Consider the following 12,755-nt stretch of genomic DNA (forward strand, 5'->3'; position numbering starts at 1 on the left):
CACGTTGTCGGCGCAGGGGGCGTCGCCGTGTACCTATCCGGAGGACGTCGTCGTGCGCAAGTTGCTGCCCCTTCTGACCAACAACCACGGCGGTGGCCGGTCGGCCCTCACCTGCCGCTACCGCTGTGGTGACGCCTGCTTCCACGAGGTTCCGAACACCAGCGACAACGAGTACGCCGGCGATGTCATAGCCAAGGCCTACTCGCGCCGGTCGATGATGCGCGCCGCCGCCGTGGTCACCGTCGCCGGTGCCGTCGGCACGACCGCGGCCCTGAGCCAGGGCGGCGGTACCGCGAGTGCCGCCACGGCCCATGGCGGCCACGGTCCGGCCGATCCGGCCGGACAGGCCGCCCGAGGACTCCGTTTCACGGCCGTCGCCCCCAACACCGCCGACCAGGTCACCATCCCCGAGGGCTACGCCCAGAACGTGGTCATCAAGTGGGGTGACCCGATCCTCCGCGGCGCCCCCGGTTTCAACGCCGACAAGCAGACGGCCGCCGCGCAGGCCGGTCAGTTCGGCTACAACAACGACTTCCTGAGCCTGCTGCCGCTGGGCGACTCCTACGCCCGCCAGCAGCTGCTGGTCGCCAACCACGAGTACACCGACGAAGTCCTGATGTTCAAGGGCTACGACGCCGCCAACCCGACCCGTGAGCAGGTCGAGATCGCCTGGGCCGCGCACGGCCTGTCCGTGGTCGTGGTCCAGGAGGACCACCGCAGCGGCAAGCTGACCGCGGTCAGCCGCCACCAGCTCAACCGCCGTCTGACCGCGACCAGCCAGTTCCGGATGACCGGTCCGGCCGCCGGCAGCGCCCTGCTGAAGACCTCGGTGGACCCGACCGGAACGAAGGTCCTCGGCACCCTCAACAACTGTGCGGGCGGCACCACCCCGTGGGGGACCACCCTGCACGGCGAGGAGAACTTCAACCAGTACTTCGCCAACGGCGGGGCGGTCACCGACCCGGTCCAGGCGGCCCGGCTGAAGCGCTACGGCATCGGCGGCGCGGCCTCCGAGCGCAAGTGGGAGCGCTTCGACAAGCGCTTCGACGTCACCCAGGAGCCGAACGAGTCGCACCGCTTCGGCTGGGTCGTCGAACTCGACCCGTACGACCCGAACTCGGTGCCGCGCAAGCGCACCGCCCTGGGCCGCTTCAAGCACGAGGCCGCCCAGCCCCGTCTCACCGAGGACGGCCGTCCGGTCGTCTACATGGGCGACGACGAGCGCTTCGACTACTTCTACAAGTTCGTCTCCAGCAAGCAGATGAAGAAGGGCGGCAGCCGGGCGGCGAAGGAGCACAACCTCACGCTCCTCGACGAGGGCACCCTCTATGTCGCCAAGCTGACCGGCGACTCCCCGGCGGACCAGATCGACGGCTCCGGCAAGTACCCCACCGACGGCCTGTTCGACGGCACCGGTGTGTGGATCCCGCTGGCCACCGGCGATGTCTCGCACGTGGAGGGCTTCACGGCCGAGGAGGTGTACGTCTTCACGCGGCAGGCCGCCGACAAGGTGGGCGCCACCAAGATGGACCGCCCCGAGGATGTCGAGCCCTCCCCGCGCACCGGCCGGGTCTATGTGGCGCTGACCAACAACACCGACCGCGGCAAGCCCGGCAAGGAAGGCGCCACCGAGGCCAACCCGCGCAACCTGAACAAGCACGGCCAGATCCTGGAGCTCGCCGAGAGCTTCGACGACCCGGCCGGGGACGCCTTCGCCTGGCGGCTGTTCCTGGTCGCCGGTGACCCCAACGACCCGGCCACCTACTTCGCCGGGTTCCCGAAGGACAAGGTCAGCCCGATCTCCTGCCCGGACAACGTGGCCTTCGACCCGCACGGCAACCTGTGGATCTCCACCGACGGTTCCCAGCTGGGTTCCCACGACGGTCTGTTCGGCGTGGCCACGACCGGCGAGCGGCGCGGTGAGCTCAAGCAGTTCCTGACCGTCCCGAAGGGCGCCGAGACCTGCGGTCCGCTGATCCAGGACAAGCGGGTGCTGGTCGCCGTCCAGCACCCGGGCGAGATCGACGGGGCCTCCGTGGAGAAGCCCGCCTCGGTGTGGCCCGACGGTCCCGGCAAGATGGTGCGTCCCGCCGTGGTCAGCGTCTGGCGCAAGGACGGCCGCAACATCGGCGTCTGACCGCCGGATTGGGGGTGGTGTTTCACGTGAAACACCACCCCGGTCCGCTCGGCCCCGCCCAACTGGCCCTCAGTCGGCGGGGAACGGCGGAATCCTGAGGACGGTCACCGCCCCGCCGTCCGGGGCGTTGGCGAAGCTCAGCCCCAGGTCCAGCACGGCGGCCTGGCCCGCCACGATGGTGAGGCCCAGGCCGTGGCCGCGCCCGCGTCCGGGGTCCCCGGTGCGGAACCGGCGGGGACCGTGCTCGACCAGTTCGGCCGGATAGCCGGGGCCGTGGTCCCGGACGGTGACCACCGGCCCGTCCACGGTCACCTCCACCGGGGGCCGGCCGTGCTTGTGCGCGTTGACGAGGAGGTTGCTCAGGATCCGGTCCAGCCGGCGCCGCTCGGTGAGCACCACCGCGTCGGTCAGGACGGTGACCGTGACCCCGTCCCCGGCCGGGCCGCTCGCGGCGACGGCCCGGCGCACCGCCCGGCCCAGCTCCAGTCTGGACAGATCCGCCCGTTCCACCCCGGAGTCGAGCCGGGAGATCTCCAGCAGGTCCTCGGTCAGCAGGTGCAGGGCCCGCAGCCGGTCGTCGATCATCTCCTTGGGCCGGCCGTCGGGCAGCAGCGAGGCCGCCGCCAGCGAGCCGGTGAGCGGGGTGCGCAGTTCGTGCGCCACATCGGCGGTGAAGCGCTTCTCCGCCTCCAGCCGGGACTGGAGGGACTCGGCCATGGAGTCCAGGGCCACCGCCACGTCCCGGACCTCGTCCCGGTGCCGCCGTCCTCCGGCGGGCTCCCCGGCGGGGAGGCCCACCCGGGCGTCCAGGTCCCCGGCGCTGATCCGGCGGGCCACGGCGGCGGTGGTGGCCAGCCGCCGCCCGATCCGGCCGGCCAGGAACACCCCGGCGAGGGCCACCAGCCCGGCGGCCAGGGCCGCCGAGGCCAGGATCGCGGTGTCGATCTCGCGGAGCCGGTTCCGGGTGCTGGTGTACGGCAGCCAGACCGCCAGCGGCTTTCCGTCGGCGGGGCCCGCCGCCCACATCACCGGCTCCCCGCCGTAGCTGCCGACCATGCTGCCGGTCTCGCCCCGGGCCACCAGCGCGCGCAGCCGGCCGGGCAGCCCTGCCGGGTCCAGCAGGCTGTTCACGTCCCCGTGGGTGGTGCCGTACTCGTAGTGCAGCAGTGCGTGGTCCAGGTCCCGCCGCACGTCCTTGCGGAGCTCCCCGCTGATCTGCTGGGACACCACGTTGTGCACCAGGATCCCGAGGACCGCGGCCACCGCGCAGCAGACGGCGGTGGTGGTGGCGGCGATCCGCCAGCGGAGACTGCTCAGCGCCCGCATCCGCCGCCCCCTCAGCCCTCGTCCGGCGGGCAGGAGGAGGCGGCGGCGCCCTGGACCGGGGGACAGTCGTCGAGGGTGAGCGCGGCCAGCGACATCACCCCGGCCCCGGGGTCCCAGACGTATTCGGTGATGGCGACCAGCCCCGGGGTGGAGGCGGGTTCGCGGACGGCCAGATGGGCCGCGGCGACCTCGACCCCCGCCAGCACCGCCCGGCGTGACAGCACCCGGGTGACCCGCCCGTTCCGGACGGTGTAGACGCGGAGCTCGCTGAGCCTGCCGTCCAGGTCCAGAGCGGTGATCAGGTCCTCCTTGCCGTCCCCGGTGAGGTCGTGCAGGACCGGCGGGCGGACCGGGCAGTCCGGGCCGCCGCCCGCGGCCGCCGTGCAGCCGGCCAGCCGGCCGACCGCCCGGGGGTCCACCAGCCGTCCGGTCCCGCCGTCCTGCCGGGCGGCGGCGGTGAGGTCGGCACGCACCACGGACAGGGGGTCCACCCCCCGCATGCTGCCGCCGGGTACGGGACCGAGCCCGGGCACCGTCACCGCGGAGCCGCGGGTCTCGCCCGGGGCGGGCGCGGCGGGGTGGAGGTCCGCCCACAGGGTGAGCGGGGCATGGACCTCGCCCTGGTCGCCGGCGCTGCGCAGCCCCTCCACATCGGCGCAGCCGGTCGCCGTCCCCGCCAGGGCGAGGAGGGCGGCCAGGAGGCGTGGGAGGGGAGCCCGCATGCTCCGATGCTCCCCCGCCGCACCGCTCCCGGCCCGGCCCCGGGGCCGTTCGGGGGACGGTACGCCCGCTGGGCCGTCCCTTCCGGACCGTGGCGGTCTACCGGCCGGCCGGTCCGGGGCCGGTGCCCAGGGTGATGGCGCGGGCCGCGAACAGCTCCTGGCGGACCGGGGTGAGCACCCCGGGTCCGGACTCCTCCGGGTCCGGGACGGGCCCGGGGCCCGGCGGCACCGGGACCCCGCGTCCGGCCCCGCCCCGGACGGTCCCGGCCAGGGCCCGCAGTCCGGCGGTGATCTCGGCGACCTCGGCGGCGGACGGCGGTTCGGCGCCGTGGTTGACCCGGACCCGGGCCGCCGTGGTCGCGTCCACGATCCGTTCCACCGCCACCACCAGCGGCCACCAGGCGGCGGCCCGGGCCCCGGTCGGCGGGGGCTCGGTGAGGGCCCGCTGGAACTCGCTGCGGACCCCGGACAGATCGCGGTAGATCCGGCGGCGGGCCTGCACCCGGGCGGTCCGCGCGGCAGCCAGGGCAGCTTCGGACTCCACCGGGGCGAAGGCGTGTTCCACATAGGCCGCGGCCTCGTCCACCGAGTCCGCCAGCCGGTCCCCGATCCGGGCGTGCCAGCTCTCCGGCCACAGCAGGTAGCCGGCGAACAGCACGATCCCGCAGCCGATCAGGCTGTCCAGCAGCCGGGGCAGGATCAGATCGAACCCGGAGTGGTTCAGCAGGTCCGACAGCATCAGGATCACCGGGGTGATCGCGGCGGTCTGGAAGGCGTAGCCCTTCACCGAGAAGGCCGGGATCAGGGCGGCGAGGAAGAACATCACCGGCACGTCCCACCAGCCGCGCGGCACCTCGGCGAGCACCGCCGCCGCGATCAGCAGGCCTCCGGCGGTGCCCAGGGCCCGGAGCACCGCCCGGGAGAACACCGAGCCGAAGTCCGGTTTCAGGACCAGGGTGATGGTCAGCGACACCCAGTAGGAGCGCTCCACCTCGATCACCGACACCAGGACCTGGGCCAGTCCGATGCACAGGGCGAGCCGCAGGCCGTAGCGCCAGGAGCCGGTGGAGAACAGGGTGGTGCGCACGGTCCGGCGGATCCGGATGCGCAGGGCGGCGGGGCGGCCGAGCCGGTCGTCGATGTTGTAGGGGTCGGGGTCCCGTCGGTGCACCACGTCCCGGGCGTGCCGGAGGGCGCTGTCCAGGGCCCGTGCCGAGGGCACCCCGGGCGGGGGTTCGGGGAGGGGCGGGGGCAGCGGGTCGGTGCGGCCCGTCTCGACGGCGTCGGCGAGGGCGCGGACCGCCGCCGGGAGTTCCGGGGGCAGCGGTCGGCCGCGCAGATGGACCGCGGGGGCCGCCTCGACCAGCGGGACCAGCGCGTTGAGCTGGGCGAGCATCCGCACCAGTGCGGAGTTCCGGCCGTGTTCCCGGGCGCGGCGGCCCAGGACCAGGTCGTAGGCCTGGTCGAGGGCCCGGGTGACCGCGTGCCGGCGCTCCTCGTAGGCGGTCCCGCCCGCGGCGTCCAGCAGGTCGGCGACCGCCCGGTAGGTGGCGGCCACGGCGGTGCGTTCGGGGCGGCGGCCGCGCAGCGGCCAGCCCAGCAGGGTCAGCAGCAGGACGAAGAGCCCGCCGGCGCCGAGCAGCAGGGGCGCGGTCCACCAGGGCTGCGGCAGCGGGAGTCCGGCGCCGATGACCGCGTTGAGCAGGAGCAGCAGTCCGGAGACGGAGGCGACGCTGCCGACCGAGGAGATCATCCCGGAGACCAGGGCGATCAGGGTGAGGGCGGCGACGGCCAGCCAGCCCTGGCCGTAGACCAGGGTGCCCAGGGCCACGCCGGCCGCGCCGAACAGCTGGGGGACGGCGATGTTGAGGATCCGCATCCGGTAGGCGTCGGCGGTGTCGCCGATCACCCCGGACAGGGCGCCCATGGAGACCAGGGCGCCGTACTCCGGCTCGCCGAGGGCGAATCCCAGGGCGAGCGGGGCGGCCAGCGCCACTCCGGCGCGGAACACGGCGGCCCAGGGGATCGGGGCGTCGTTCGGCCGCAGGCCGCGCAGCAGCCATTCGGGTGGTGCCGGTGGTCGGAGGCGGGCCCGTCCGGCTCTGCCGCCGGCCGGTCCGCCGGCCGGTATCTGTTCGGTGCTCATGCGGTGCTCATGCCGTTCCCTGCCGCCGCTCGCGACCCGCGTGGAGCGCGTTATGGACTGGTATGCCGTGTTCGTATACCGAGCTTATGGGGTGCGGCGCAGCCTTCCGGCCAGCCAGGCGGCGAGGGCGGCCGCGAGCCCTAGGGCCAGCACGGCCCAGGCGGTGGTGCGCAGGAAGGCGGTGAGGGCGTCGTAGACCGCTCCGGCGGCCGGGCGGTCCACGTCCGGCGGCAGGTCGGAGAGGGCGATCCGCCGACAGACCAGCACGGCCGCCCACAGCAGGAGCGCCCCGACGGCCAGGCCGAGCCCGGTGGCCACCACGGCGCGGCGCCGCCGTACGGCGACGGCGATCGCGGCGAGGGCCACCGCCAGGGTGAGCAGGGGAAGCCAGACACCGGCGTGCTGGAGCATGCGGAACCCCTTCCGGAGCGAGCCGAGGCCGTCGAACTCCATGACCTCGATGGCGGTGTGGGTCACCGGGATCCGGTCGGCGAAGGGCACCCCGTCGGCGACGAGCTCCCCCTTGATCTGCTCGACCACCGGGGCGAGGTCGAGGGTGACCGCGTTGCCCCGGCCTGAGGTGAGCGCCTCCAGGAAGGCGGTGTGCGCGGCCCGGTTGGCGGCGTCCCAGGCGGTCCGGTAGGCGGGGGTGGTGGTGAAGGAGCCCAGTGCCTCGACGAGCAGCGACTCCACCCCGTCCTGGAAGATCCCGGCGTCGATCTGCCCGGCGATCGCCCGGGTGGCCTGGGTGACGACCACGTTCCGTACGGCGGGGTCCTCGGCGAGCGGGGACATGGCGGCGGTGTATCGGTCGGCGTCGCCGAGCTCGCGGTCGGCCCAGTACGCGACGGCGCCGAGCGGCACCAGGAGGGCCAGCAGTGCGACGAGGGTCGCCGAGAGGAAGGTGCGCACGTCACCAGGGAAGTCCCGGTGGCGGCGGGGCGCGAGCGGTGTTGCTGCGTGCGGGTGGTCCAGAGGCGGCCCGTCTTCTAATCTGGACATGTAATATCCAGATTATGAAGATGAGTGAGGGCGTCGAGTGGGCGCTGCACAGCTGCGTCAACCTGGCCTGGGCCGGGCCCGACCGGGCCGTCTCCGCGGCCCGCCTGGCGGCCTGGCACGATCTGCCGGCCGCCTATCTGAACAAGCAGCTCCAGGCCCTGGCCCGGGCCGGCATCCTCGGCTCCACCCCCGGCCCGCGGGGCGGCTTCCGGCTCGCCCGCCCGCTGGACCGGATCACGCTGATGGACGTGGTCACCGCCGTGGAGGGCCCGGAGGAGGCCTTCCGCTGCGCCGAGATCCGGCAGCAGGGCCCCGGCGGCGGCCCGGCCGCCGGGTACACCGCGGACTGCGCCATCGCCCACGCCATGAACGGCGCCGAACTGGCCTGGCGCCGCGAACTCGCCGCCCGGAACCTCGACGAGATCCGGCTCCGGGCCGAACTCCAGGCCCCCGAGGCCCCCGACCGGCTCCGCGCCTGGCTGGCCGCCGCCCGCTGACCGCGGCCCGCCGACTGCCGACTGCCGCCCGCCGACCGCGGCAACGCACCGGCCGACCCCCGCCACCACCCGTACGGACAGACCTGAGGAGCTTGGAAATGACCCGCAGCATCACCAACCCGGCAGGACTCCACAACCCCACCGCCTTCGGCTACAGCCACATCGTCTCCGCCCCCGGCGAGCAGGTGTTCATAGCCGGCCAGTACGGCTCCGACGAGACCGGTGCGGTGGTCTCCGAGGACTTCGCCGAGCAGGTCGCGCGGACCTTCGCCAACCTGCGCACCGCCCTGGACGCGGCCGGCCTCGGCCCCGCCGACGTGGTCCGCATCGGCACGTACGTGGTCGACCACGACCTGAGCCGGCTGGAGGTGCTCCTGAAGCACCTGCACGCCACCTGGGGCACCGAACTGCCCGCGCAGACCCTGATCGGGGTGGCCTCCCTCGCCCTGCCCGGAATGCTCTTCGAGATGGACGCCGTCGCCGTCCGCCCCGCCGACCGGGGCTGATCCACTTGCCGGACCGGGACGGCGGGTGTGCCCTGGATGGACGGGGGAGAGGGAAGGAGTCCCTGCCATGGCACATGCGGCACCCACCGCCTCCCGGCGGCACGCGGCACCCACCCGCCCGGCCGGCGGCCGGAACCCCCTGGTCCGCCCGCTGTCCTGGGGTCTGGTCTACGGCATCTACGCGGCCTTCATGAACCGCCAGATGGGACCCGTGGACGCGGGCAACGTCTTCTACGGCATCCTCTGCGGCGCGCTGTTCGCCGCCTGTCTGTACGGGCTCGCCCGGATCGGCCCCAGCCTGCCGCGGGAACTGCGGGCCGCCGCCTACGCGGCCTTCGCCGGCATCGCCATGGGCTACCTCTACAGCCTCTCCGGCGAGAGCGTGCTCAGATCCACCGGAATCGCCCTCGCCGTCGCGGTGGGCGTGGGAGCGGCCGCCTTCTACCGCTACTACACCCACGAGAAATAGCCCGCCCCGCCCCGGCCATCCCCTCCGCCCCGGCCATCCCCTCCGCCCCGTCCGCCACGCCCGCACTGGTCCTTTCGACCGGGGCGGGCGTGGCCGCACGTCCGATGCGGGCCGGGCCACCGGAGCCGGAGACTGGGGACACGGCGCCGGTTCCCGCGCTCCGTGGTCGAACCTCACGTGACCACTCTCCGTTGCCGAGGGCGCGGGAACCGGCGTCCTTCACATCCGCACGGCCTCCGGCCGGTCAGCGGGCCGGCGGGTGGGCCGGTCAGCCGGCCGGGCGGCCCGCCGGGTGCTCGGCGGGTACGGAGGTCGCCTCGGGCTCGGGCTTCTGCACCGGTACGGCGGGCTCGGCGGCCGGCTCCGACGCGGTCTGCTTGGGCGCCGGCGGGGTGAACCGCGCGGCTTCGGCTCGGAGCATGGCGTTCAGCGCGGCATAGGGATCGATGGGCATGACGGCACCTCGGGGTGTCGGTGGGGAGTGGGGGGTTCGCTGCCGCTCGGCGCGCTCAGCACCGCAGCACCACGCTCCGCACCGCCCACCGGGCCTCACCCGGTTCCCGCTGCCCGTACCGGGGCCCGCGCCCGCCCGTCGGAACCACGAACGGCACACCGGCCCCGGGGGGCCTGCGCACCGGAGCCGTTCCGCGGGCCGCCGTCCTGACCGTCGCCCGGAGTTCCGCGTCCAGCACGGAGTCCGCGGGTGCCTCGGCCGGGGCCGAGGGCTCGACGGGGGCGGACGGGCCGGACCTGGGCGCCACCGCCCCGGGGGAGGCCGCCGCCGCACCGGGGGTGAAGAGGGCGAGCAGCACCACACAGGCCACCGTCAGGGCCCTGGTCAGTACGTGCCGCATCCCGCTCATGGGAGGGATCTGCCCCGACACGCCGGGAATGCTCCCCATCGCGGCGCAGAAGCCCCCGACCGGGGGACGAAGACACCCCCGTCGGCTGACGTTCCGTCATCGATCCTGCGGCCGGACGGGTGAGGGGTCCGCAATGCCGGAATCGGGCGTGCTAGCGGACCGGTTCGGCCCGCCGTCTAGCCCGCCGGGTCAGGCGCCCGCTTCGGGAACCGGGTGCGGGCCCGGGCCCGCTCAGAGGTCCACGCACGCGATCGCCGCCGCACCCATCAGTGCGGCGGCGAGGTGGACGGCGGGATGTCCGTAGTCACCGAACCAGAGCTGGCGGACCAGCCCGCCCAGCGCCGCCACCGCCGTGATCACGGCGAGCTGCGCCGGGAGCGGCCCGGTGGTGACCGGGATCAGCGCCAGCAGCAGGGCGTTCAGCCAGAGCGGGGTCGCCCCCGTCCAGCCGTACCAGTCCCGGATCGCCGCCCGTGTCATCCCGGCCCCACCGTCCGTGTGCGTCGCCCATGCTCAACCGGCGGGCTGTGCCGCCTCCTCGACAGCCTTGCGGCCTCCGGCGCCCGGGACAAGCAGACGTTCGGCAAGAGCTGCGAAGACCAGGCCGAAACTCGCCCACAGGGCGGCCTGGATGGCGAGCGAGGCCAGCCGGAACTGCCAGATGAGCCCGGCCGGGAAGTCGGCCGGGACCTCGTTGATCCCGGGCAGCAGGGCGTAGGACAGTCCGACCGCGAGGACGAACGCGGCACCGGCCGCCACGCTCGCGTTCCAGTTGCCGAGCACCGGTGCCAGCCGCCGCCCCAGGATCAGGGCGGCCGCCGCCAGCAGCACGCTCAGCGCGATCATCAGCAGATAGAGGGCGGTACGGCGGCCCGCGGTCTCCGGGTCGCCGACGGCCGGCGGGTTCGCCGGGTACTTGAAGAAGGGCACCAGGGTCACGGTCACGAACAGACCCGCGGTGGTGAGGGCGGCGGTGGCGCGCGGCGAGAAGCGGCCGACGCGTCCCAGCGCGAAGCAGAAGACGAGCGCGGCGATGCCGCCGAGCGCGACTCCGTAGAGGAGGACGCCGGTGCCCAGGCCGGCGGTGGCCTGGAGGGTCCGGCTGACCGGGGCGGACTCGCCGTGGTCGTGGCCGTGGCCGTCGGCGGCGGCCGCCGCCTCCTCGATGGCGATGGCCGCGTCGACCTTCGACTCACCGAGGAAGTAGGCGACCAGCAGGGCGATGGCACCGGCCGCGAGGCCGGCGAGCATGCCGCGCACGAGCAGCGCGCGGACGGAGGGGGAGTTCATGGTCGGTTCCCTTGCGTGGCTGCGGGTGCTGATCGGGCAGGGGGTCCGCTGGATCAGTGGCAGGGGAAGCCGAGCAGGTGGCGGCCGTCGTGCAGCCACTCGTGGATGGTCTCGCCCTCGAAGACCGCGGTGGCGCCCTGTTCGGCGCCGACGAAGTAGAGCAGGACGAGCATCAGGACGCCGGTGAACACCGCCCAGGGGGCCAGGGTCCTGAGCGAGATGGGGGCGATGGGGGCCGTCGTCGTGGTGGGCGTGGGCGTGGCGGAGTGGGCCATGACAGAACCTCCAGGGGGAACACGCGTCCCGGTCAGTGGTGCCGAAGGACGACGGAGGCGGGTCTGACTTTCACAGTGGCGCGACCGTGCCGGATTCCCACCGGTACTTCCGTCCTACCGTCGTCATGTCGTCCGAGACCGTACCGCGTTTATGCTGCGCTTATGAATCCCCCCGGCGTACGAGTCCGTCTGGTGACCCGCGCGCTGGACGCGGACATGCGCGAGCACCGGTTCGGGCCCGAACACGGGGTCTGGGCGGGCCGGACCCTGGACGAGGTGGCCGCCGAGGACCCGGCCGCGGTCCACCGCTGGCTCACCGACACCTCCTACGCCCCGCCCGGCGGGGAGTCCGTGGACGCGCTCGTCGCCCGGGCCGGGGCCTGGCTGGACGGCCTGCCGCCCGGCACCCACGAGACCACCGCCGACCAGGCCTTCGTCCGGGCGGCCGTGGTGCACGCCCTGGGACTGCCGGCCGCGGCGTTCTGGAGGCTGGACGCGAGACCCCGCACGCGCACCGAACTCAGCGGGCGTGCGGGGCGGTGGAACCTGCGGCTGGGCGGGCCCTGCGGGGAGGCGTAGGCCCGGCCCGGCGAGGGTTCTAGGCCACGATCCAGTCGCTGGTCGCGATGACCGGGGTGACCCCCTCGCGGTGGACGGTGCCCTCGATCAGGCCGTACATCCGGTCCGCCGCGAAGTAGACCTCGTTGTCGTTCTTGAGGCCGAAGGGCTCCAGGTCGACGAGGAAGTGGTGCTTGTTGGGGAGGTTCAGCCGGACCTCGTTCACCTTCGGGCAGTGGTCGAGCACCCGCTCGGCCATCTGGTTCAGGGTCTGCTGGAGCGAGTAGGAGTACGTCTCCGCGAAGGCCTCCAGCATGTGCTTGCGGACCTTCTTGTACGACTGGTCCCAGTCGTGGCCGGCGTCGTCGGCGGCCAGCGCCGAGTGCGCCCAGCGCGCGGTGACCTTGGTGGCGAGGATGCGGTCGTACGCTTCCTTCAGGGTCGTGTACTTGTCCTTGATGTAGCCGTGGAACTCCGAGTCGGTGGAGTTCATCACGGTCAGGTCCTTCAGACCCGAGATCACCTGGAGCCCGCTGGACTCCCCGTAGGTGATCTGCGCGGTGCGCACCTCCTGTCCCTTGAGGACGAAGGAGTGCTGCTCCTTGCGGGTGGGGACCGGGATCCGCTCCCAGGCGAACTCCTCGATCCGGATCTGCGCCTCGCGGATCGGGGTCTGGGAGGAGACGAAGTGCTTGGCCAGCAGGATGCCGAGGGCCTCCGGGGAGGCGATGCCGTGCTCCTTGGCGAACGCGTACACCGTGTTCTTGGTGGTGTCGGTCGGCAGGCAGTTGGCGTTGTCGCCGGTCAGGTGGACGTCGCGGAACTCGCCGCGGAGCGCCACCGAGACGTTCAGGTCCCGGATCTCGTGCCAGGAACCGTCGGAGCCCTTGCGGGTGACCTTCACGATGCGGTTCTCGGCCTTGCCGTACTGGTTCTGCGCCAGGACGTGCTTGCTCATGCGTTT

General features: G+C 73.6%; 15 protein-coding genes. 5 read left to right on the top strand and 10 right to left on the bottom strand.

Translation table 11 applies throughout. From position 1 onward, the window contains the following. Positions 1-52 precede the first annotated feature (52 nt). Positions 53-2,137, top strand: coding sequence for a PhoX family protein (locus ACZ50K_RS17105; RefSeq protein WP_468903433.1), 2,085 nt, complete (start codon positions 53-55; stop codon positions 2,135-2,137). Between the two features lie 69 nt (positions 2,138-2,206). Here the strand turns inward: ACZ50K_RS17105 and ACZ50K_RS17110 are convergent, their stop codons facing one another. The 4 genes from ACZ50K_RS17110 to ACZ50K_RS17125 all read right to left on the bottom strand — a co-directional run bounded on the left by ACZ50K_RS17110 (position 2,207) and on the right by ACZ50K_RS17125 (position 7,243). Then, complete coding sequence (locus ACZ50K_RS17110) at positions 2,207-3,463, bottom strand: ATP-binding protein (protein WP_468903436.1); 1,257 nt, start codon at positions 3,461-3,463, stop codon at positions 2,207-2,209. Positions 3,464-3,474: 11 nt separating this feature from the next. Continuing rightward, positions 3,475-4,185, bottom strand: coding sequence for a hypothetical protein (locus ACZ50K_RS17115; protein ID WP_468903438.1), 711 nt, complete (start codon positions 4,183-4,185; stop codon positions 3,475-3,477). A 97-nt stretch (positions 4,186-4,282) separates the two neighbouring features. Continuing rightward, positions 4,283-6,331: an FUSC family protein gene (locus ACZ50K_RS17120; RefSeq protein WP_468903439.1), complete on the bottom strand. Its 2,049-nt coding sequence runs from the start codon at positions 6,329-6,331 to the stop codon at positions 4,283-4,285. A gap of 84 nt (positions 6,332-6,415) precedes the next feature. After that, positions 6,416-7,243 carry a hypothetical protein gene (locus tag ACZ50K_RS17125; protein ID WP_468903441.1) on the bottom strand — a complete coding sequence of 276 codons (828 nt, stop codon included), beginning with the start codon at positions 7,241-7,243 and terminating at the stop codon, positions 6,416-6,418. Positions 7,244-7,353: 110 nt separating this feature from the next. On the opposite strand from ACZ50K_RS17125, the gene ACZ50K_RS17130 reads away from it, so the two are divergent. The 3 genes from ACZ50K_RS17130 (at position 7,354) to ACZ50K_RS17140 (ending at position 8,805) form a co-directional block, all read left to right on the top strand. After that, on the top strand, positions 7,354-7,830 hold the full coding sequence (locus tag ACZ50K_RS17130; protein WP_468903990.1) for an RrF2 family transcriptional regulator: 477 nt from the start codon (positions 7,354-7,356) through the stop codon (positions 7,828-7,830). A 98-nt stretch (positions 7,831-7,928) separates the two neighbouring features. Next, the gene (locus tag ACZ50K_RS17135; RefSeq protein WP_468903444.1) at positions 7,929-8,336 is read left to right on the top strand and encodes a RidA family protein; all 408 of its coding nucleotides are present in this window, start codon (positions 7,929-7,931) and stop codon (positions 8,334-8,336) included. 67 nt (positions 8,337-8,403) lie between these two features. Further along, positions 8,404-8,805: a hypothetical protein gene (locus ACZ50K_RS17140; RefSeq protein ID WP_468903446.1), complete on the top strand. Its 402-nt coding sequence runs from the start codon at positions 8,404-8,406 to the stop codon at positions 8,803-8,805. A 268-nt stretch (positions 8,806-9,073) separates the two neighbouring features. Here the strand turns inward: ACZ50K_RS17140 and ACZ50K_RS17145 are convergent, their stop codons facing one another. The 5 genes from ACZ50K_RS17145 to ACZ50K_RS17165 all read right to left on the bottom strand — a co-directional run bounded on the left by ACZ50K_RS17145 (position 9,074) and on the right by ACZ50K_RS17165 (position 11,233). Continuing rightward, positions 9,074-9,259 (bottom strand): hypothetical protein, encoded by a 186-nt coding sequence (locus tag ACZ50K_RS17145; protein ID WP_468903447.1) that lies wholly within the window; start codon positions 9,257-9,259, stop codon positions 9,074-9,076. 55 nt (positions 9,260-9,314) lie between these two features. Further along, entirely contained in the window at positions 9,315-9,659 is a 345-nt protein-coding gene (locus tag ACZ50K_RS17150; RefSeq protein WP_468903449.1) for a hypothetical protein, read from the bottom strand. A 240-nt stretch (positions 9,660-9,899) separates the two neighbouring features. Next, on the bottom strand, positions 9,900-10,148 hold the full coding sequence (locus ACZ50K_RS17155; RefSeq protein ID WP_468903451.1) for a hypothetical protein: 249 nt from the start codon (positions 10,146-10,148) through the stop codon (positions 9,900-9,902). 33 nt (positions 10,149-10,181) lie between these two features. Then, a complete protein-coding gene (locus ACZ50K_RS17160; protein ID WP_468903453.1) occupies positions 10,182-10,958 on the bottom strand; it encodes a CbtA family protein in 777 nt (258 codons plus the stop codon). 53 nt (positions 10,959-11,011) lie between these two features. Next, the gene (locus tag ACZ50K_RS17165) at positions 11,012-11,233 is read right to left on the bottom strand and encodes a CbtB domain-containing protein (protein ID WP_468903455.1); all 222 of its coding nucleotides are present in this window, start codon (positions 11,231-11,233) and stop codon (positions 11,012-11,014) included. A 162-nt stretch (positions 11,234-11,395) separates the two neighbouring features. Between ACZ50K_RS17165 and ACZ50K_RS17170 the strand changes: the two genes are divergently transcribed. Continuing rightward, positions 11,396-11,812, top strand: coding sequence for a histidine phosphatase family protein (locus ACZ50K_RS17170; RefSeq protein ID WP_468903457.1), 417 nt, complete (start codon positions 11,396-11,398; stop codon positions 11,810-11,812). 19 nt (positions 11,813-11,831) lie between these two features. Here the strand turns inward: ACZ50K_RS17170 and pucL are convergent, their stop codons facing one another. Next, positions 11,832-12,749 carry a factor-independent urate hydroxylase gene (gene pucL, locus ACZ50K_RS17175; protein ID WP_468903459.1) on the bottom strand — a complete coding sequence of 306 codons (918 nt, stop codon included), beginning with the start codon at positions 12,747-12,749 and terminating at the stop codon, positions 11,832-11,834. Positions 12,750-12,755: the final 6 nt, after the last annotated feature.

This window comes from Streptomyces sp. NPDC033845 (assembly GCF_055576225.1).